Below are 19,420 nucleotides of genomic sequence, written 5' to 3' on the forward strand. Positions count from 1 at the left end.
GGGGTAACGTCATTGAGGCCAGCGGCGGAAAATCAGCGAAGTGTTGACGCCGCCAAAGGCAAAGTTGTTGTTCATCACGTATTCGCAGCTCATCTGCCGGAATTCGCCGCGCAGGTAATCCAGCTCGCCGCAACGCGGGTCCACCGTGTCGAGGTTGAGGGTGTGCACGTAGAGGTCGCGGTTGAGCATTTCGATGCTGAACCAGGACTCCAGCGCGCCACAGGCTCCCAGGGTGTGGCCGAGGAAACTCTTCTGCGAACTGATGGGCATCCGGCTGCCGAACAGGCTGCTGGTGGCCAGTGTTTCGGCAATGTCGCCCTGTTCTGTAGCGGTGCCGTGGCCGTTGACGTAACCGATGGCCGAAGGCTCGAGGCCGGCGTCTTCCAGGGCCAGCTCCATGGCCCGGCGCATGGTGGCCTGCTCCGGACGGGTGGTGTGCTGGCCATCGGCGTTGCTGCCGAAGCCGACGATCTCGGCATGGATATGCGCGCCACGGGCCAGGGCGTGCTCCAGCTCTTCGAGCACCAGCATGCCGCCGCCCTCGCCGATCACCAGGCCGTCGCGGTCGCTGTCGTAGGGCCGTGGGCTGGTGTGCGGGGCATCGTTTTTCAGGCTGGTGGCGTAAAGCGCGTCGAACACCATGGCTTCGGTCGGGCACAGCTCTTCGGCGCCGCCGGCGAGCATCAGCGGCAGGCGGCCGAACTTGATCGCCTCATAGGCGTAGCCGATGCCCTGGCTGCCGCTGGTGCAGGCGCTGGACGTCGGGATCAGGCGGCCGGTGAGGCCGAAGAAGATGCTGATATTGGCCGCGGTGGTGTGCGGCATCATGCGCACGTAGGAGTTGGCGTTGAGGCCTTCGGCCACCGAGTTCAGCAACATGTTGCCGAACGCCTTGATCTCGTCGGTGCTGCCGGTGGACGAGCCACAGGCCACGCCCATGCGCCCATCCTTGATCGACTCGTCGCCCAGCAGGCCGGCATCGGCCAGGGCTTGCTCGGCGGCCCCCACCGCGAGCCGCGACACCCGGCCCATGCTGCGCAGCTGCTTGCGGGTCCAGTGCGCCGGTACCTTGAAGTCGTCCACGGGGCCGGCCAGGCGGGTATTGAGCTCGCTGAAGCGATCCCATTCGTCCATCCGGCGAATGCCGCTGCGGTTGGCGCCGAAGTTGGCGACGATGGTGTCCCAGTCGCTGCCCAGCGAAGTGATGCCGGCCATGCCGGTGACGACCACACGTTTCATCAGACCAGGCCTCCGTTGACCGCCAGCACCTGGCGGGTGATGTAGGCGGCCTCGGCGGACATCAGGAAGTTCACCGCGCCGGCGACTTCCTCCGGGGTGCCCATGCGCTGGGCCGGGATCATCTTCAGCAGCTCGTCCACTGGCACGTTCTCGTCGAGCATGGCGGTGTCGATCAAGCCTGGCGCCACGCAGTTGACGGTGATCTTGCGTTTGCCCAGCTCGATGGCCAGGGCCTTGGCCGCGCCGATCAGGCCGGCCTTGGAAGCGCTGTAGTTGACCTGGCCACGGTTGCCGACCTGCCCGGACACCGAGGCGATGCAGACGATGCGCCCGGCCGCGCGGCGCCGGATCATCGGCATGATCAGCGGGTGCAGCACGTTATAGAAACCGTCGAGGTTGGTACGCAGCACGGTGTCCCAGTCGTCTTCGCTCAGGGCCGGGAACGCGCCGTCGCGGGTCAGACCGGCGTTGAGCACCACGCCGTAGTAGGCGCCATGGGCTTCCACGTCGGCTTCGAGAGCGGCCTTGCAGCTGGCGCGGTCGGTCACATCGAATTGCAGGATGCGCGCCTGGCGCCCCAGGGCCTCGACTTCGGCCTGCACGGCCTCGGCTTCGCCGCGGCCACTGCGGCAATGCAGGATCAGGTCATAGCCGGCCTGGGCCAGGCGCAGGGCGATGGCACGGCCGATACCGCGGCTGGAGCCGGTGACCAATATGGATTCAGTCATGGCTGGACTCCTGTTGATAAAGCGGGTGATTCGTTCAGGTAGCTGTCCGCCTGTGGCGGACAGAACACGTTGAGGCGGGCGACGGCCTGAATGCCGGGGGCACTCAGGTGGCATTCGAATACGCCCATGCCGTTGTCGTCTTGCAGGGAGCGCAAGGCGTGAATCTGCAGTTCGCTGCCGGCGGGGAAGTGTTCCACATTGCATTCGAACTTGCGCGTGCCGAGCAGGAACCCCAACTCGACGGCCTGGCCTTTCTGGCGCGCATGGCAACCGGCGTAGGCGGCGACGCTCTGGGCCATCAGTTCGATGCCGACCCAGGCCGGCAGGCTGCCGTCGGCACGGTTGAACAGGCCATCGGGCTTGACGGTGAGGCGGGTGCGGATCTGCTCTTCATCGAACCCTAGGACCTGATCAATCAGGATCATGTCGCCCGCGTGGGGCAGCAGTTCGGCGAGCGGCCAGTCAATCATGGGGCATCTCCGATAATCAGGCTGACGTTGTTGCCGCCGAAGGCAAAGGAGTTGCTCATCAGGCAGCGCGGAGCGTTCTGCTCCAGACGTGTAGTGGCGGTGACCCAATGCAGCGGCGGCAGTTGCGGGTCGGCCTGGGCGTCCCAGACATGGGGCGGCAGGGCATGTGCGGCGTTGTCGCTGGACAGGCTCAGCCAGCAGAACGCCGCTTCCAGGGCCCCGGCGGCGCCCAGGGTATGGCCGCTCATGGGTTTGGTCGACGAGCAAGGCACGCCGGCCGGGAACAACTGGTCGACCGCCAGGCTTTCCATGGCGTCGTTGTGCTGGGTGGCCGTGCCATGCAGGTTCAGGTAGCCGATCTGTGCGGCGTGCAGGCCGGCGTTGTGCAAGGCCTTCTGCATGGCTTGCAGGGCGCCGCGGCCACTGGGTTCGGGGGCGGAAATATGGTGCGCGTCGGAACTGGCGCCGCCGCCGAGCAAGGCGATCGGTTGCGCGCCGAGGGTTTCCTTGCTCATCAGGAACAGCACGGCGGCTTCGCCGATATTGATGCCGTCGCGGTTGACCGAGAACGGATTGCAGCGCTGCGCGGACACCGCCTCCAGGGCCGAGAAACCGTTGAGGGTCAGCTTGCACAGGCTGTCGACGCCACCGCACAGCACCGCGTCGCACAGGCCCAGGTCGAGCAGGCGGCGGGCGCTCATCAGCGCCCGGGCGCTGGAGGTGCAGGCGGTGGAAATCACATAGGCCGGGCCACTGAGGTCGAGCCAGTCGGCGAGAAAATTCGCCGGCGCGCCGAGTTCCTGCTGCCGGTAGTCGTAATCGGCCGGGAAGTGCCGGTCGCGCAGGTAATGGGCGATGCCGCGGCTGGCTTCGTCGATGCCCGAGGTGCTGGTGCCGAGGACGATGCCGATGCGGCTGTGGCCGTAGCGGGCGATGGCCCGGTCGATGTCGCCACGGATCTGCTGGGCGGCCTCCAGCAGCAGCTGGTTGTTGCGGCTGCCCTGCTGCCTCAGCGGCGGCGGAATGCTCGCCAGCGGCCCCTGGACGGCGGCGACGGGCACGCTGCGCTCCGGCACCCAGCCGGCTTCGGCGCGCATGCCGGAGCAGTCGCCGGCAAACAGGCTGCGGGCCACTTGCTGCTTGTCGCGCCCAAGGGCACAGATCACCCCGAGGGCATTCAGGTAGGCCGTCATGAGGCGTTCTCGGCGGTCAGCGGGCTGATGTGGTAGTGCAAGCCACGAGGCAACTCCAGACGGAAATCCAGAGCCTGGCGATAGCGGACCTGCCAGTGCGGGACGAGGTCACGCTGCGCGCCGTGCTGCCGGGCGGCTGGATAATTATCTCGCAGTTCGCCCGCGGGCGTCAGGGCGAACAGCAATGCGGCGAACAGTTCGCGGGCCTCCGGGTTCGGCGGCAACAGGCCGTCGGCCTGCCAGCGACCGGCGATCAGTTGCTGGCGCGCCAGGGGAATGCCCAGCGGGTCGATCAGCGACCAACGGATGCCCGGCCCTTCGGCCTGGATCACCAGCAGCCAGTCCTGGCGCTGTCCGGCCTGTTGCCGCTCGACGTGCAGTTGCAGCGGCAGGGCCAGGCTCGGGGTTTTCTCGGGCAGCGGCGGCTGGCTGGCGCAGGCGCTCAACAACAGCAGGCAGCCGACGAGCAGGGCACGGATCATCCAGCGGCACCTTCGTGCAGGGGTTTGCGGGCGACCACATTGACCAGGGTTTCTTCCCGTTGGCCAAAGGGTTTCGGGCGGCGCAGGCCGAAGCGTTCGAGCAGCCCGAAATCCTTGGCACGGCTCCACCACAGATAGGGATAAGACACATTGCGCGGAGTGAATTCAAAACCCTGTCGGCGGATCATTTCCAGGTACTGCGCGGCGCTTTTCTGCACGTGCATCGGGTGGCGGAACAGCCAGCGGATCACCCAGGTGTCGATGTAGGCCTCGGTGGATTCGGCGAACAGCAGGTAACCGCCCGGCTTGAGCACGCGAAAGAACTCGGCCAGGGCCTTTTCCTGTTCCACCAGGTGGTGAAAGGTCTGGTGGCAGAACAGCAGGTCGACGCTGGCATCGGCCACGTCCAGGGTCGCGCAGTCGCTGCCGATCAGCTCGACCTGCAAGCCCTGGCGCGCCGCTTCTTCACTGCTGAGCCTGAGGCTGTGCGGGTCGGCGTCCAGGCCGATCAGGCGCCGCGGGGTGAACACCTGGCGCAGGTACTGGAACGACTTGCCTTGGCCGCAGCCGGCATCCAGCAGCACCGGGTTGCTCGGCGGCTGGTTGTCGAACAGGCGGTGCAGGTCGTTGATCGCCACCCGCAGCACATGGTGCTGCCAGGTATGGCTGCGCAGGAACCAGAAGCCGAAGCGGGTTTCCTCGACGTAGCTGGCGCTCAGGTACTGCGGCTGGGCGTCGCTCATGGAGCCTCCATGGCGCAGATTTCCGAGAGCATGCGCAGCCGGCGCTTGGGCTCGCTGACGAAGGGGTTACGTTCGTCCCAGGCATAACCGGCGAGGATCGAACTGATCATCCGGCGAATTTCCGGTGAGCTGCCCGGGTGGTAGATCACGTCCTGGAAGGTGCCGGCGTACCAGCCTTCGACGTAGCAGCGGAAGGTGTCGACACCGCGCTTGAGGGGGATGGCGAATTCGCTTTCCCAATCCACGCTTTCGCCCTGTAACTGCCGATGCAGCACGGCAGCGGCCATGCTCGCCGAACGCATGGCGATGGTCACGCCGGAGGAGAACACCGGGTCGAGGAATTCCGCGGCGTTGCCCAGCAGTGCGAAGCCCGGGCCGTGCAGGGTCTTGACGTTGGCCGAGTAGCCGCCGATGGCCCGCGCCGGGGTGTCCCAGACGGCGTTGTGCAGGACCTTGGCCAGGCTCGGGGTTTCCTCGATGAAACCGCGCAGGCACTGGTCCAGGTCGTCGCCACGGCCGTCGAAATGCTCCTTGGCCGCCACCACGCCGACCGAGCAGCGGCCGTTGCTGAACGGGATGGTCCAGAACCACACATCGCGTTTGCTGGGGTGAGTGGTGATGAGGATCTTTTCCCGCTCAAAGGCCGGGCTGTCGATACGGTCTTCAATGTGGGTGAACACCGCCTGGCGGACCGGGAAGTTCGAGGGCGCCTCCAGGTCCAGCAGGCGTGGCAGCACGCGGCCGTAGCCGCTGGCGTCGAGGACGAAGTCCGCTTCCACTCGGTATTCGCTGCCGTCTTCGCGCAGCACCTGCAACTGCGGCCTGGCCAGGTTGAAGTCGGCGCTGACGATGGCCTCGCCATAACGCAGTTCAACGCCTTGCAGGGCGGCCTGATCGGCCAGCAGCTTGTCGAAGTCGGCGCGTTGCACCTGAAAGGTGGTGGGCTTGCCCTCGCTGAAGGTGTCGCCGAAATCAAAAGCGCTGTAGCGCTCGCCCCAGGCGAACGCGGCGCCGTTCTTGCGTTGGAAGCCCGCAGCGTTGACCGCCTCGAGCATGCCGGCCTCTTCGACGAAATCCAGGCAGTGGGACAGCAGGCTTTCACCGATCGAAAACCGTGGGAAATGCTGGCGCTCGACGATCAGCACGTCGTGGCCTTTGCCCTTGAGCAGCGCGGCGGCGATGGCGCCCGATGGGCCAGCGCCGATCACCACAATCTGGCGGCGTTCCATTTCAACTGTTGGCACTGGGGCTCCTTGCCGGTTCGGCGATGTTCGGGTTCAAAGGGACCAAAGGTGTTCGGTGCAGCCCGGCCAGGGCCGGCATCAGGGTGGCGATCAGGCCCATGAGCATCAGCGCGAAGTACAGCGCCGGGCTGATCAGCTGTTGTTGCAGCAGCAGGTTGAGAAAGACGATCTCGCTCAGCCCGCGAATGTTCAGCAGCAGGCTTTCCCGCCAGCGGCTGGCGCCCTTGAAGGAGGCGCCGGCCCAGCCCAGGCCGAGCCAGTTGCCGAGCAGCTTGCTGGCAATCGGCAACAGCAGCAAGGCCCCCATCTGCACCCAGCCGAGGCTGTCCATGGCGCTGTGCACGTTGATCTGCACGATGCCGAACGTAAGGATCAGCGGGATGGCGATAAAGGTCTGCAAACGGCTCATCCAGGCCGCCTTTAACGGCAGCACCAGCGGCACCTTGAGGGCGGCCATGCACAGCAGGTAGCCGATGCCGAAAATCAGCGCGTTGAGCTTGTAGTGCTCGGCCACCACCAGCAGGCCGAAGAAACCCAGGCTGTGCAGCAGCGGCTGGCGCAGGCCGAGGCCGCGCAGGAGCAGCGGCAGGCAGGCTCCGGCCAGCGGTAGCAGCAGGCTGCTCAGGTGCAGGCTGCCCTGGGCGACGCCGAACAGGGTCCAGCAACTGAGGTCGATGAGGATCGCGGTCTGTACCAGGCGCCGGGTGGCCAGCGGCGGGTAGTCGATGTGCCGCAGGTACAGGTACAGCACCGGAATCGCAGTAATGGCGAACAGCAGGCCGACCGCCAGGGAGCTCAGCCAGGGTTGCGCCGGCAACAGCCAGACCGCCGTGGCCAGGCCGCAGGCGAAGGGAATGGCGAAGCTCGGCAGGGCGATCTTCAGGCTCTGGCGGTCCAGGCGCAGGTCGATCACGTCGCTGAGGATATGCCCCAGCAGCAGGGCGAAACTCAAGCCGTAGAGGTTCTTCAGCCAGGTCGGCGAGACCAGTTGGGCGCCACTCAGCTGCCAGTGCGGTTCGATCCAGAACAGCATCAGCAGCGGCAGGCCGAAGGTCGCCAGCAGCAACTGGCTGACGATCGGGATCAGGCCGAAACGGCTGCCGATACGGGTGGCGAGCGCGAACAGCAGCAGCGCCATGAGCCAGAACAGGGCGGTCATCACAGGACGGGCTCCGTAACGGGCTGGCGATGGCGCTGGCGACCGGCCCAGGGCGCCAGGATAAAACTGAAGGCCAGGCCCAGGCTCACCGACAGGCCGAAGTTGCTGACCGCCGGGGTGCTGGAAATCGCCAGCAGGCCGAACGACAGCCAGGTGGTCAGCGCTGCAAGTAAGGTGCCGAGCAGGCTCACGGCGGCCCCGCCGACCTGTTCGCGCATGAGGATGGCGTAGTCGACGCTGATGGCGGTCACCAGCAACAGGCCGAACAGGCTGAACAGGGTCAGCGGTTGCCCCAGCCAGCCCAGGCTGGCGAGGCTGCACAGGGCTGCCAGCAGCGGCAGGGCGACAAGGCGCAGGGCGCCACCGAGGCCGAACGGCAGGATCAGCAGCAAGACGATCAGCCCGCAGGAAGCGAGCTTGAGCTCGGCGGCGCTGACCTGGGTGGCGGCGAACACTTGGTTCAGGTCGCCCAGGCGGTCTACCAGTTGTACCCCCGGCAGATCCTGCGCCTGTATCCGCAGCAACTGCGGGTTGTTCAGCCCCTGCAGGCTGACCATCGCCGCCACACCGTTATCGGTGGGGCCCAGCCACAGGGTGCGGTAAGGCTCGGCCAGCGGGCCTTGCAGGGCGCTGTCGATGTCTTCGTTGGGCAGCGCGCGCAATTGCGCGAGTTCCGCGTTCAGGGCCGTGGCCGGGACTCCGAGATCCAGCAGCGGCTGCCAGTGCCGCGGCAGCGCGTCCAGGGCCTGGCGCAGGCGCTGTTGCTCGCTGGGCAGGCTCACCAGCTGGTTGAGCGACAGGTAGCCCTGGAGTTTCTCCAGGTTGACCAGTTGCTCCAGGCGCTCGCTCAGGGCGCCGAGGCGTTCGAGCAGCTGTGGCTGATCGGCGCCGCGCACCAGGAAGAACTGGCTGGTGGGCTGGTAGCCGGTGATCCGCGCGATGGCCTGGGCTTCGCTCTGCAGTTGTGGCGGCGCGCCGATCCACTGGCGGATATCGTTTTTGCTCTCGAGTTGCCACAGGCCGCCGGCGCAGAAGGCGATCACCAGCGCCAGCAGCCAGGGGCTGGACACGCGCTTGAGCAACTGGGTGCGCAGGTTCAGCAGCCACTCGGCTACCCGTAGCGGCCATTGCGCCGGTTGCAGCTCGACGCCGCGCAGCAGCGCCGGCAACAGGCACACCGCGCTCAGGTAAGCACCCAGCAGCCCGGCGGCGGAGAACACGGCAATCTGGGTCAGGGCCGGGAACGGCGTCCAGGCCAATGCCAGGTAGCCGATGCAACTGGTGGCCAGGCTCAGGCTCAGCCCCGGCAGGGTCAGGCGCAGCGCCGGCCAGCTGTGCCAGGGACGCAGGCTCCAGCTCTTGGACAGGTAGTGCAGCGGGTAGTCGACGGCGACGCCGATCAGGCTCGAACCCAGCACCAGGGTCATCACGTGCATATGGCCGAAGAGGGCGACGCAGGCCACCGCGCCGAACAGCATGCCCACCAGCACCGGCACGAACGCCAGCAACACCCGCCAGCGCCGGAAGGCCAGCAACAGCAGCAGGAGGATGCCGACGGTGGCGCCGCCGCCGACCCAGGTGATCTCGCGGGAGGCCTGTTGCTGGCCGTTGGCGGCGTAGAGCAGGCCGCTGGCGGCCAGCAGCTGGACGTCGGCCTCGGCGGCCTGTTCGCGGCTGTGCTGGAGCAGGGCCGCCACTTGCAGCGGCAGTTGCATGTCGAAGGCGTTGCCGGTGGTGCGCGCCCGCAGCAGCACCCAGCTCTTACCGTCGGCATCGGCGACCAGGGTGCCGCTGCCGATGTCCAGTTGCACCGCGCCACGTTGCGGCTGGCTGTTCTGGATGCGTCCGGTCAGGCCCAGCCAGTCGTCCTGGCTCGGGACCAGGCTGAAACTGTTGAAGGGGTCGAACAGCGCCTGGACGCGTTGCTGGATAAAGGCGTTGGGGTGCTCGATCAACTGCTGGCGGTCGGCGGCGCCAAGCATCGCCAGGCGCCCTTGCAGCAATTGCGTGCGCAGCGCCGGCAGGTCGGCCTGCAGGTTCCACTGGACCTTCTCGAACAGCCCGCTGGCCTGCCACTGCTCACCCAGGCGCTGGGCCATGGCGATGGCCTGCTGGCGCTCGGCGTGACCCACCAGCACCAGCATTTCGCGGTTCAGCGGCTCCTGCATGCGTTGCTCGGCCTTGAGCTCCAGGGCATCGGGGTCGGTGCCCGGCACCAGCTCCATGAGGTTGGCCGACAGCGGCGCGCCATGACGCCATTGCCAGCCGGCCAGGGCCAGCACGGCCACCAGCAGGAGCAGGAACAGCCGCGGCCACCAGCGTTCACTCGGCAAAGTCATGTTGCTCCGCGTCGCTCAAAGGCTGGTTGCTGATGCTGTCGTGCATCTTCAGCACGGTGCTGTCGCCCTGGGTTTCCAGCAGCTCGATGCGCTGCACCAGTTCGCCACCGTCGATGTTGATCTGGTTGAACACCTGCTTGAGCAGCAGCGAACGTGGGGTCAGGGTCAGTTTCCAGGCCTTGGCGTCGCCGGCCAGGGCCAGCTCGAAGTCCCGTTGCAGGCCGCTGCTGTCGCCTTGCAGCACGGCGAGGAACAGGCGGTTCTGTTCGGCCCCGGCGCTCTTGTTCGGCAGCATTTGCCAGCCGCTGCCGTCCCGGCGGGCGATGCCTTGGCCGGTGATGCGGTAGTCCTGTTGCAGCGGTGTTTTCAGCAGCCACAGCAGGCCATGGTTTTTCGCCAGGACGAAGCTGCCCTTGCTGGTCAGCGGCTGGGGCAGGGCGCGCAGGTGTTTCTCCTGGACGAAGCTGCCGTGGATCACCTCGGGCTTGGCCAGCTGGTCGCTGAGCTGTTGCAGGTCGAAGGCATTGGCCAGGCCCGGCATCCCCAACAGCACGAACACTGTAGGAGCGAGCTTGCTCGCGAAAGAACGCAGGGCGCCGCGGGGTGTCAGGTAACGTGCGTAAGGATTGACGATTTTCGCGAGCAAGCTCGCTCCTACAGGAAGCGGACGCGTCATGGCAGCGATCTCTCGACGGCATCGGTGAACACCTTGGGCGAGGCCAGTTGCATCTCGCGGCTGGCGATCTCCACCGCCACCTGCACCGAGCTGGCGCGGGTCAGGCGTTCGCCGGTTTCCAGGTCGCTGATCAGGTAGTTGATCTTCAGGCGGTTTTCCCACTCCACCAGGCTGGCGCGGACATTGAGCTTCTGCCCGAACACCGCGCCGCGCACATAACGCAGTTGTAGGTCGATCACCGGCCAGGCGTAGCCGGAATCGCGCATCTGCTGGTAGTTGTGGCCGAGCTTGTCGAGCAGGGCGCAGCGCGCCACTTCCAGGTACTTCACGTAATGCCCGTGCCAGACCACATGCATGGTGTCGACGTCGAAAAACGGCACCTGGATCTCGGTGTCCGCGTGCAGCACGCCCCGACTACGCATGCAGCCTCCAGTGTTGCTCGGCAATGCGTTGCAGGCACAGGCGCAGTTCGCCTTCCAGGGCGCGGTCCTCGATCACCGGCGGGAAGTCCTTGGCCAGCTCTTGGTGCATGGCGGCCAGGGCCGGCGGCAACGGCCGCGTGTCCTCGGCCCGGCCGCGCAGCCAGACGCCCTGGTTGGCGGCCAGCAGGGTAGCGGCGGCGACCTGTTCGGTCAGCTCCAGCACGCGGATCGCATCGCGGGCGGCGATGGTGCCCATGCTCACCTTGTCCTGGTTGTGGCATTCGGTGGAGCGCGAGAACACGCTGGCCGGCATGGTGTTTTTCAGCGCTTCGGCGGTCCAGGCGCTGGTGCCGATCTGCACCGCCTTGAAGCCGTGGTTGATCATGGCGCGGTCCGCCGGGGCGCCGGACAGGTTGCTCGGCAGGCCGTGGTTGTAGCGCTCGTCCACCAGCAGCGCGAGCTGGCGGTCCAGCAGGTCGGCGACGTTGGCCACCAGGTTCTTCAGGCTGTCCATGGCGAAGGCGATATGCCCGCCGTAGAAGTGCCCGCCGTGCAGCACGCGTTCGGCTTCGGCGTCGATGATCGGGTTGTCGTTGGCGCTGTTCAGCTCGGTCTCGATAAAACCGCGCAGCCAGCCCAGGCTGTCGGCCAGCACGCCCAGCACATGGGGCGCGCAACGCAGCGAGTAGCGGTCCTGCAGGCGGTGCAACGGTGCGGTCGGCGCATCGATGGCCAGGTCCTGGCGCAGCCAGGCGGCGACCTGCATCTGCCCCGGGTGTGGCTTGGCGGCGAACAGGCGCTCGTCGAAGTGCTCCGGGTTGCCCTGCAGGGCGACTACGTTCAGCGCGGTGATGCGCGTGGCCAGTTGCAGCAGGTAGTCGGCGCGGGCGAAGGCCAGGCAGGCCAGACCGGTCATCACCGCGGTGCCGTTCATCAATGCCAGGGCTTCTTTCGGGCGCAGCACCAGCGGTTCCCAGCCCAGCTCGCGGTGCACCTCGGCCGAGGTCCGGCGCTCGCCGCGGAACATCACCTCACGCTCGCCGGACAGGGTCGCGGCCACGTAGGACAACGGCGTCAGGTCGCCGCTGGCGCCCACCGAACCTTCTTCGGGGATCAGCGGCAGGATGTCGTGTTCGAGGAACGCCTGCAGGCGCTCCAGCAGTTCCACGCGCACTCCGGACACGCCATGGCACAGCGACTGCAAGCGCGCCGCCAGCACCGCGCGGGTGGCTTGCGCGTCCAGCAGCTTGCCCAGGCCACAACCGTGGAAGGTGTACAGATGACGGGGCAGCGCCTCGACGTGCTGCAGCGGCACCGCGACCACACAGGAGTCGCCGTAGCCGGTGGTCACGCCGTAGATCACGCCTTCCTTGTCCAGCAGCGAATCGAGGAATTGCGCGCCCTTGGCGATGCGCTGGCGGAATGCGCTGTCGCCTTGCAGTCGGGTCGGCGCCTGACGGTTGGCCAGGGCCAGCACGTCTTCGATGCGCAAAGGGAGTTCGCCGAAGGTTACCGGCTCAAGCGGATGCGTCGTCATCGGTCTTCCAGAAAGGGTAAAAGTTGAACCATTGTTGGGGCGCTTCGAGGCAGTACTGGCCCAGGCGCTCGGCGTAGCGGGCAGTCCACTGGGCGATGACCTGTTCGCGGTCGCTGCGCTTCCACGCCACGGCCTCGGTGAAGGGTTCGAGGAATACTCGATAGCGGCCATTGTTTTTCAGGCATAGCAGCAGGTTGACCGGGCATTTCAGCAGGCCCGCCAGCAGCCACGGCCCTTGTGGGAAAGGGGCCGGATGGCCGAGGAAATCCACCCGCACGTTGCGCCCGCCATGCAGCGGTACACGGTCGCCGGCAATCGCCAGCCATTCGCCACGATCCAGGCGCTGGCTCAGTTGCAGCATGACCGCCGGATCCAGCTCGCTGACCTGGACCAGCCGCAGGTTGGTGGCCCCGGCCTCGCCCAGCAGGCGGTTGAAACGCTCAGCGTGCTTGGTGTGCACCAGCACGTTCATGGTGACCTTTTCGCCTAGCTCGGCCAGGGCGCGGCAGACTTCCAGGTTGCCCAGGTGCGCGCCCACCAGCATCTGTCCGCGGGTGCCGCGCAACTGGTCGCGCAGCCGGGCCGGGTCGACGATCTCGATCTGTTCCAGGCGCAGTTTGCCGTTCCACACGTCGAGCTTGTCCAGCAGGGAGTCGGCGAATGCCATGAACTGGCCGAATACCCGCCAGTGGCTGGGGCGCAGCTCGGCCTTGCCGCTCCAGTCGGCCAGGCGCTGCTGGTACAACCAGGCGCTGCGGCGGGCGCCGCGGCCGAACAGGAAGAAATAGAACACGATGATGTACAGCACCGGGCTCAACACCCGGCGCCCGAGCACGCGCACGCCGAAGGCGGTGAGCTTCATCAGCCAGAAGCTGCCGCGCTCTTTGTGCTCGGCCCAATGTTGCTTGTCCTGCTTGTCGTGTAGCGCCGTCATGCTTGCCACCGTCGCCAGAGGATCAGCGGCGCGCGCAGCAACATGCCGAAGAACAGCCGGGCGTGCATGCTGGAAATCAGCAGGTTGTCGTGGAACAGGCGAAAGTGCGACAGGCCATCCGCCGGGTAACGGACCTGGGTCGGCAACCAGCGCATCGGCTGGTTGCGCCAGGACAGGCGCACCAGGATATCGGTGTCGAAATCCATGCGCTGGCCGATCTTCACCGAGTCGATCAGCGCCAGGATGGGCGGCAGGGGGTAGACCCGGAAGCCGCACATGGAGTCGGGGATCTGCAACGACAGGGTATTGATCCAGACCCAGACGTGGGTCAGGTAGCGCGCGTAAAAGCGGCCCTTGGGCACGCTGGCGTCGTACTGTGGATAACCGCAGACCAGCGCTTCGGGGTGGGTGCGGGAGGTGGCGATAAAGTTATCCACATCGCGCAGGTCGTGCTGGCCGTCGGCGTCCACTTGCAGGGCGTGGCTGAAACCCAGGCGCGAGGCTTCGCGCAGCCCGGCCATGACCGCGCCACCCTTGCCCTGGTTGACCGCGAGCTTGACCAGGAACACCTGTTCGCGCTCGGCCAACTGCTCCAGCACGGCGGCGCAGGCCGGGCTGCTGGCGTCGTCCACCAGCACGCAGGGCAGGCCGCTGGCGAGCAGGGCCTCGACCACCGTCGGCACGGCGGCTTCATGGTTATAGACCGGGATCACGGCGCAGGGGTTATGCATGGGGGGTGCCTCCCGGGCGTCCGCTGCGCGGCCGATCGCAGCCTTCGGCAGCGGCTGCAAGAAGCCGCTGGGGGCTGCGCTTGCCTGGGGTCAATAACTTATCCACAGGCGTTCTCCAGCAGGATGCGGCCGCTGGAGCAGGCGGCGCTGTCATTGCGATAGGCGAAGTAGAGTTTGCCGCGCTCATGATCGAAGCGCAGGTGCAATTGCACCTGGTCGCCGGGGCGCACCAGTTGCTGGAACTTCAGCACTTCCATGCCGGCAAAGCGCCCCGGCAGATCGAGCAACTGCTGGCCCAGCGCCAATGCCCAGTCCACCTGGACCACGCCCGGCAGCACCGGGGTCTGGGGGAAGTGGCCACTGAAGTAGGCCAGGTCCGGCGGGATCGCCAGTTGCAGGCTCCATTCGCCGTCGGCCTCGAGCTGTTCCAGCACTTCCGGCGCCCGCGGGCGCGGGGCCAGCAGCAGGGCTTCGATGTCGGCCTGGGGCAGCTTGCCCTGGCTGTTCAGGGGCAACTGGCGCAGCAGGCGCCAGCGGCGCGGCAGCGCCAGGGCCTCGCAATGCTGGCTCAGGTGCTGGCGCAGCGCTTGGGTGAGGGTCCTGCGACCCTGATTGCGCAAGGCGTGCAGGCCTTGTTCGCTGAGGACCAGCAGCGCGCCGAGGGAAGCGCGGTTTTCCCGGACCACCCCAAGGCGCGCTTCGGCGACCCAGGCATGCTCGGCCAGGGCCTGTTCCAGCATCGGCAGGGAAATGCGTTTTTCTTCCAGCTTGACGATCCGGTCCAGGCGCCCGAGCAGCTCGAAACGCCCATCGGCGGCGATGCGCGCGGCATCGGCGGTGTGTTCGACATGCCCGGTCGGCAGGTAGGGCGAGGCGATCAGCAGGGCGCCGTCGCTGTCCTGGCTCAGCTCGACCCCGGCGAAGGCTTGCCACAGGCTGTCGCCCTGGCGCCAGGCGATGCCGCCGGTTTCCGAGCTACCGAGGATTTCCGTTGGCCATTGTCCAAGACGCTGGTGCAGGCCTTGCGCGGCGTCGGCAGGCAGCGCGCCGCCAGAGGAAAACACCCGGCGTACCGGGCTCAGGGCCGGCCAGTCGAGGTTGTCGCCCATGCGCTTGAGCAAGGCCGGGCTGGCGACCCAGGCAAAGGCCGGGTGTTCGCGGCTGGCGCGCTGCAGGTCTTCCGGGAACGGCAACTGCCGACGCACGAAGGTGCGCCCGGCGCAGAGCGGCCAGAGCACACGGAACAGCAGGCCGTAGATATGCTGGGTGGCGACGCTGCCGATGATGCAGGCCTGGCCCAATCCCTCACCCCACAGTTGCTCCAGGGCCTCGACTTCGTTGGCCAGCTGGCGCAGGGATTTGTCGATGCGCTTGGGTTCGCCGCTGGAGCCGGAGGTGCACAGGCTCAGGCGGCAGCCGTCGAGATCGAGTTCGGCGGCGGGCAATGGTGGCGAGTCGAAGTCGGCCAAGTGGGCATCGCCCGGCTGGTCGGTCAGCCACAGATCGACCTGGGTCGACCAGCGTTGCCGGGTCTGCGGTTGCAGGTCGGCGGGCAGCAGCACGCTGACCCCGGCGCGCCAGGCGCCGAGCAGGGCGATGGCCAGTTCGGCGGCATCTTCCAGGTGCAGGGCCAGGCGCTGTACGCCCCTGGCCTGCAAGCCCGCGGCCAGGCTCAGGGCCTGGTGCCGCAGGTGGCTGTGATCGAGTGCCGGTTCGACCGTGACGGCCCGTTCCGGCAACGACTTGAGCAGCAGCTGCTCAAGCTTTATCCAATTCATGCGCGGCCTCGTACGCGTTGTCGTAACAGCCATTCAATGGCAAACAGCAAACCCATCAACCCGTAGGAGATCAGGCCGTTGTACAACGTCCACCAGCTCAGCGGCGCCCATAGGGTCAGGGCCGCGGCGAGCAATCCGTTACAGAGGAAAAACACACTCCAGGCGACAGTCACCTGGCGGGTATAGCGAATCGCCTTTTCCGGCAGCGCAGGCTCGCTGAGGCGGGCCAGGCGTTCAGCCACCGGCGGGCCGTATTTCAGGCTCAGGCCGAACAGCGTGAGCATGAAGCCGCTGATCAGCACCGGGTACCAGCGCAGTAACAACGGGTTATCGAACAGCGCCAGCAGCAGGCAGAAGGCCAGGGCGGCGCCCGCCATCCACAGGCTGCCGGGACGCCGTTCGCCGGTCAGGGCCCGGGCCAGCCACAGGCCGCCGAGCAACAGGCCGAACTGCCATGGCGCGAAATGCTCCATGCCGAAATACACCGCAAAGGGATACAACAGGCCCGCCAGCAGCAGGCCAAGGCCGATCAGCCGGCTCATGCGGCCGGCTGGACCAGACGGTATACCGCCTCGACCACGTCATTGACGGTACGCACCGACTTGAATTCCTCGGCGGCGATTTTCTTGCCGGTCTTGCGCTTGATGTGATCGATCAGGTCGACGGCGTCGATGCTGTCGATTTCCAGGTCTTGATACAGGTTGGATTCCAGGCTTACGCGTTCCGGTTCCAGTTCGAAGAGTTCCACCAGGGCATCACGCAGGGTGTTGAAGATGTCGTCACGAGTTTGCATGGTCCGGTCTCAAGCTGCCTGTTTTGCAGTGACGAACGCCGCAAGGCTCGCCACGTTGGTGAAGTGATTGCGGGTGTCCTTGGCGTCGGCGTCGATCTTGATGCCGTAGCGTTTCTGGATCGCCAGGCCCAGCTCCAGGGCGTCGACCGAGTCCAGGCCCAGGCCTTCACCGAAGAGCGTCTGCTCGTTGCCGATGTCTTGCACGCTGATGTCTTCGAGGCCCAGGGCATCGATGATCAGCATTTTAATTTCCTGGTGCAGATCGCTCATCTTCGGCGAGCTCCTTAATGAAGTAGTGATGCAAATAATCGTTGAGCTTGCGCGAGGCCTGCGGTGCGGGGCCTTGGGCGGCAAAGGCATACGGGTCTATATCGGCTCCGACGCGAAAACTGAAGTGCACGCGGCGCATCGGGATGCGATACCAGGGTTCGGCCTTGGTCAGGGTGGTCGGGCTGACCTTGATCACCACCGGGGTGATGATTCTCGCACCCCGCAAGGCGATTGCCGCGCCCCCCCGATGAAAGGCCGGCGCCTGGCCCGGCGGGGTGCGGGTGCCCTCGGGGAAGATCACCAGGGTCTGGCCGTTGCGCAGGGCTTCGCCGGCGGCGTCGAGCATGTCCATGCTGCCGTCGTTGCTGATGTATTCGGCTTCGCGTATCGGGCCGCGGGTAAAGGGGTTCTGCCACAGGCTCTGCTTGACCACGCAGTTGGCGTTGCGCACCAGGCCGATGAGGAACACCACGTCGATCAGCGATGGGTGGTTGGCAATGATCATTTGCCCGGGGCGGCCGAGCTTTTGTGCGCCTTCGACTTCATAGGTCAGCACGCCGCTGCGGGCCATGAAGCGGATGAACAGCCAGAACAGCCGGCCGATGGTGCGACGCGCGCGCTGGCGATGCGCTTCGGCGTCGCCGGGCAGGCAGGCGAGCAGCGGGAAAATCACCAGGCGCAGGCACAGGCCGCCCAGGCCGAACAAGGCGAAGCTTGCCGCGGTGGCGATCAGACGCCAGTAGTAGGCGTCGCGGGGCTTTGTATTTACAGGTTGCGTTGCCAGTTCCATACACGGTTCTTCCAGGCATGTTGGCAAAAGGTCTGCTCGCCGAGCAGGGTACGCAAGAGATTCAGGGCATGGGGCCACTCGGCGCGCGGCGCTCCCTCGGTGGCGGTGCCGAGCGTCAGTTGCCACTGCTGGCCGGGGGTCAGCAACAGACCGACCGCATAGGGGAAGGGCACGTCGTCGATCCAGGTGGCATAGGCGGCGGGCGGCTGCTCTTCGGTGACCACCAGCAGCACCGCCGGGGCGCCTTCCTCAAGCAGCGCCGCGGCCTCTAGCATGCCGTGTTCGAGGCCGTCGCCGGCAGCGGCGAGGGCGGTCATTTCGCTGGTTTCGCCACGCATGATCGACCACAGGCCGATCACCGCGTTGTGCACCGAGAGGCTGAACTGGGTCGGGGACAACGGCTGGCCGGCCGCCAGGTCACTGAGGATGTCGAAGGTGCGCGGCGTTTCGCCATGCCGGGAAATAAAGACCAACGGTAGCTGTTCCAGGCCTTCGGCCAGCGGCCAGCCCACGCTGAAGGCCATGCGCGCCAGACGGCTGAGGCGCCGGCGCTGCATGGCCGGTAGAAACGACACGTCCGGGGCCGCATCACTGCTCTGGAGCACGACCGGTTGTCGGCTCCAGGCCTGCCAATCGTCCACGCTTTCGAGCCCAGGGGCCCACGCGCGCCATTGGGCGATGTTGAAGTTGATCACTTGAAAATTCATCCCGCCCCTGCGGGCTTACTTGACGTGGTCAGGCGTTTCGATCGCGACTCACCTGCCACGGAGCTACAGCCGAGTGGCGCGCATTATCCCGGTGTGACTGGCTGGTAGCAAACATTGGTTATGTTTCGCTCAGTGAAAATGACCCGCTCGACAGCAGAAAAGTGTCATTTGGCCATTATCGAATGGTACAGGTCGGGAGCGCGGGGGCTTTACAAGAAAGTCTAGGCTGATTCTGGCCACTGGAACTGGTTTGGCGGTCCGCCGTCAGCGAGGTAGCGAAGCGGCGGTACTGGCTACTACACTCGGTGATCTTTGATGCAGGGAGGTTCTGACATGCGGCGCGTGGTGTTCAATCAGAAAGGGGGAGTCGGCAAGTCGAGCATTGCCTGCAATCTGGCGGCCGTGAGCGCCAGCGAGGGGTATCGCACGCTGCTGGTGGACCTGGATGCCCAGGCCAACTCCACTCAATACCTCACCGGCCTGACCGGCGACGACATCCCCATGGGGATCGCCGACTTCTTCAAGCAGACCCTGTCTTCCGGACCGTTCTCGAAGAAGAATCAGGTCGATATCTACGAAACGCCGTTCGACAACCTGCATGTGGTGACGGCCACCGCCGAGTTGGCGGATCTGCAGCCCAAGCTTGAGGCGAAGCACAAGATCAACAAGCTGCGCAAACTGCTGGACGAGTTGGCCGAGGACTACGACCGGATCTACCTGGACACCCCGCCGGCCTTGAACTTCTATGCGGTTTCGGCGCTGATTGCCGCCGATCGCGTATTGATTCCCTTCGACTGCGACAGCTTTTCCCGCCAGGCGCTGTACGGCCTGCTGGCGGAAATCGAAGAGCTCAAGGACGACCACAACGAGGATTTGCAGGTCGAAGGCATCGTGGTCAACCAGTTCCAGGCCCGCGCCAGCCTGCCCCAGCAAATGCTCGATGAACTGATCGCCGAGGGCCTGCCGGTATTGCCGGTGTACCTGGCCAGTTCGGTGCGCATGCGCGAATCCCACCAGGCCAGCCTGCCGCTGATCCACCTCGACCCCCGGCACAAGCTGACCCAGCAGTTCGTTGACCTGCACAACCTGCTGGAAAGCGCCTGACCTTCTTCCGTAGGAGCGGGGCCTACCCGCGATGAGTGCCTGACATTCAACATCGTCGTCGGCTGTCAGACCGTTATCACG

General features: G+C 66.1%; 21 protein-coding genes. 1 reads left to right on the forward strand and 20 read right to left on the reverse strand.

All coding sequences use genetic code 11. The features are described from left to right. Positions 1–9 precede the first annotated feature (9 nt). The 20 genes from AC3RCP_RS03525 to AC3RCP_RS03620 all read right to left on the reverse strand — a co-directional run bounded on the left by AC3RCP_RS03525 (position 10) and on the right by AC3RCP_RS03620 (position 18,235). The gene (locus AC3RCP_RS03525) at positions 10–1,239 is read right to left on the reverse strand and encodes a beta-ketoacyl-ACP synthase (protein ID WP_007925827.1); all 1,230 of its coding nucleotides are present in this window, start codon (positions 1,237–1,239) and stop codon (positions 10–12) included. Then, a complete protein-coding gene (gene fabG / locus AC3RCP_RS03530; protein WP_007925825.1) occupies positions 1,239–1,967 on the reverse strand; it encodes a 3-oxoacyl-ACP reductase FabG in 729 nt (242 codons plus the stop codon). The genes AC3RCP_RS03525 and fabG overlap by 1 nt, the downstream gene beginning before the upstream one ends. Further along, positions 1,964–2,437: a hotdog family protein gene (locus AC3RCP_RS03535; protein WP_085533540.1), complete on the reverse strand. Its 474-nt coding sequence runs from the start codon at positions 2,435–2,437 to the stop codon at positions 1,964–1,966. Before AC3RCP_RS03535 ends, fabG begins: the two co-directional genes overlap by 4 nt. Then, positions 2,434–3,630, reverse strand: a complete 1,197-nt coding sequence (locus tag AC3RCP_RS03540; RefSeq protein WP_007925822.1) for a beta-ketoacyl-[acyl-carrier-protein] synthase family protein — start codon at positions 3,628–3,630, stop codon at positions 2,434–2,436. Before AC3RCP_RS03540 ends, AC3RCP_RS03535 begins: the two co-directional genes overlap by 4 nt. Next, positions 3,627–4,112, reverse strand: coding sequence for a DUF3261 domain-containing protein (locus tag AC3RCP_RS03545; RefSeq protein WP_007925820.1), 486 nt, complete (start codon positions 4,110–4,112; stop codon positions 3,627–3,629). The genes AC3RCP_RS03540 and AC3RCP_RS03545 overlap by 4 nt, the downstream gene beginning before the upstream one ends. Continuing rightward, complete coding sequence (locus tag AC3RCP_RS03550) at positions 4,109–4,855, reverse strand: class I SAM-dependent methyltransferase (protein WP_492571392.1); 747 nt, start codon at positions 4,853–4,855, stop codon at positions 4,109–4,111. The genes AC3RCP_RS03545 and AC3RCP_RS03550 overlap by 4 nt, the downstream gene beginning before the upstream one ends. Continuing rightward, positions 4,852–6,099 (reverse strand): NAD(P)/FAD-dependent oxidoreductase, encoded by a 1,248-nt coding sequence (locus AC3RCP_RS03555; protein ID WP_101336631.1) that lies wholly within the window; start codon positions 6,097–6,099, stop codon positions 4,852–4,854. Before AC3RCP_RS03555 ends, AC3RCP_RS03550 begins: the two co-directional genes overlap by 4 nt. Beyond that, entirely contained in the window at positions 6,086–7,261 is a 1,176-nt protein-coding gene (locus tag AC3RCP_RS03560; RefSeq protein ID WP_492571393.1) for a cation:proton antiporter, read from the reverse strand. The genes AC3RCP_RS03555 and AC3RCP_RS03560 overlap by 14 nt, the downstream gene beginning before the upstream one ends. Then, positions 7,258–9,597 (reverse strand): MMPL family transporter, encoded by a 2,340-nt coding sequence (locus AC3RCP_RS03565; RefSeq protein ID WP_492571394.1) that lies wholly within the window; start codon positions 9,595–9,597, stop codon positions 7,258–7,260. The genes AC3RCP_RS03560 and AC3RCP_RS03565 overlap by 4 nt, the downstream gene beginning before the upstream one ends. Then, positions 9,581–10,273: an outer membrane lipoprotein carrier protein LolA gene (locus tag AC3RCP_RS03570; RefSeq protein ID WP_492571395.1), complete on the reverse strand. Its 693-nt coding sequence runs from the start codon at positions 10,271–10,273 to the stop codon at positions 9,581–9,583. Before AC3RCP_RS03570 ends, AC3RCP_RS03565 begins: the two co-directional genes overlap by 17 nt. Continuing rightward, positions 10,270–10,695, reverse strand: a complete 426-nt coding sequence (locus AC3RCP_RS03575) for an acyl-CoA thioesterase (protein ID WP_087089806.1) — start codon at positions 10,693–10,695, stop codon at positions 10,270–10,272. Before AC3RCP_RS03575 ends, AC3RCP_RS03570 begins: the two co-directional genes overlap by 4 nt. Continuing rightward, complete coding sequence (locus AC3RCP_RS03580; protein WP_492571396.1) at positions 10,688–12,232, reverse strand: HAL/PAL/TAL family ammonia-lyase; 1,545 nt, start codon at positions 12,230–12,232, stop codon at positions 10,688–10,690. Before AC3RCP_RS03580 ends, AC3RCP_RS03575 begins: the two co-directional genes overlap by 8 nt. Next, entirely contained in the window at positions 12,213–13,166 is a 954-nt protein-coding gene (locus AC3RCP_RS03585; RefSeq protein WP_009041845.1) for a lysophospholipid acyltransferase family protein, read from the reverse strand. The genes AC3RCP_RS03580 and AC3RCP_RS03585 overlap by 20 nt, the downstream gene beginning before the upstream one ends. Further along, positions 13,163–13,897 carry a glycosyltransferase family 2 protein gene (locus tag AC3RCP_RS03590; RefSeq protein WP_007926843.1) on the reverse strand — a complete coding sequence of 245 codons (735 nt, stop codon included), beginning with the start codon at positions 13,895–13,897 and terminating at the stop codon, positions 13,163–13,165. The genes AC3RCP_RS03585 and AC3RCP_RS03590 overlap by 4 nt, the downstream gene beginning before the upstream one ends. 98 nt (positions 13,898–13,995) lie before the next feature. After that, complete coding sequence (locus tag AC3RCP_RS03595) at positions 13,996–15,675, reverse strand: ApeI family dehydratase (protein ID WP_492571397.1); 1,680 nt, start codon at positions 15,673–15,675, stop codon at positions 13,996–13,998. Further along, positions 15,672–16,217, reverse strand: coding sequence for a COG4648 family protein (locus AC3RCP_RS03600; RefSeq protein ID WP_007926837.1), 546 nt, complete (start codon positions 16,215–16,217; stop codon positions 15,672–15,674). Before AC3RCP_RS03600 ends, AC3RCP_RS03595 begins: the two co-directional genes overlap by 4 nt. After that, complete coding sequence (locus tag AC3RCP_RS03605) at positions 16,214–16,468, reverse strand: acyl carrier protein (RefSeq protein WP_007926835.1); 255 nt, start codon at positions 16,466–16,468, stop codon at positions 16,214–16,216. The genes AC3RCP_RS03600 and AC3RCP_RS03605 overlap by 4 nt, the downstream gene beginning before the upstream one ends. Before the next feature lie 9 nt (positions 16,469–16,477). Further along, complete coding sequence (locus AC3RCP_RS03610) at positions 16,478–16,738, reverse strand: phosphopantetheine-binding protein (RefSeq protein ID WP_007926834.1); 261 nt, start codon at positions 16,736–16,738, stop codon at positions 16,478–16,480. Further along, on the reverse strand, positions 16,713–17,528 hold the full coding sequence (locus AC3RCP_RS03615; protein ID WP_492571398.1) for a lysophospholipid acyltransferase family protein: 816 nt from the start codon (positions 17,526–17,528) through the stop codon (positions 16,713–16,715). Before AC3RCP_RS03615 ends, AC3RCP_RS03610 begins: the two co-directional genes overlap by 26 nt. Next, on the reverse strand, positions 17,504–18,235 hold the full coding sequence (locus AC3RCP_RS03620; RefSeq protein WP_101336639.1) for a beta-ketoacyl synthase chain length factor: 732 nt from the start codon (positions 18,233–18,235) through the stop codon (positions 17,504–17,506). The genes AC3RCP_RS03615 and AC3RCP_RS03620 overlap by 25 nt, the downstream gene beginning before the upstream one ends. Positions 18,236–18,568: 333 nt before the next feature. Between AC3RCP_RS03620 and AC3RCP_RS03625 the strand changes: the two genes are divergently transcribed. Continuing rightward, a complete protein-coding gene (locus AC3RCP_RS03625) occupies positions 18,569–19,339 on the forward strand; it encodes a ParA family protein (protein WP_007926828.1) in 771 nt (256 codons plus the stop codon). The last annotated feature ends 81 nt before the right edge of the window (positions 19,340–19,420 follow it).

This window comes from Pseudomonas sp. GW822-FHT05A08, assembly GCF_058800485.1.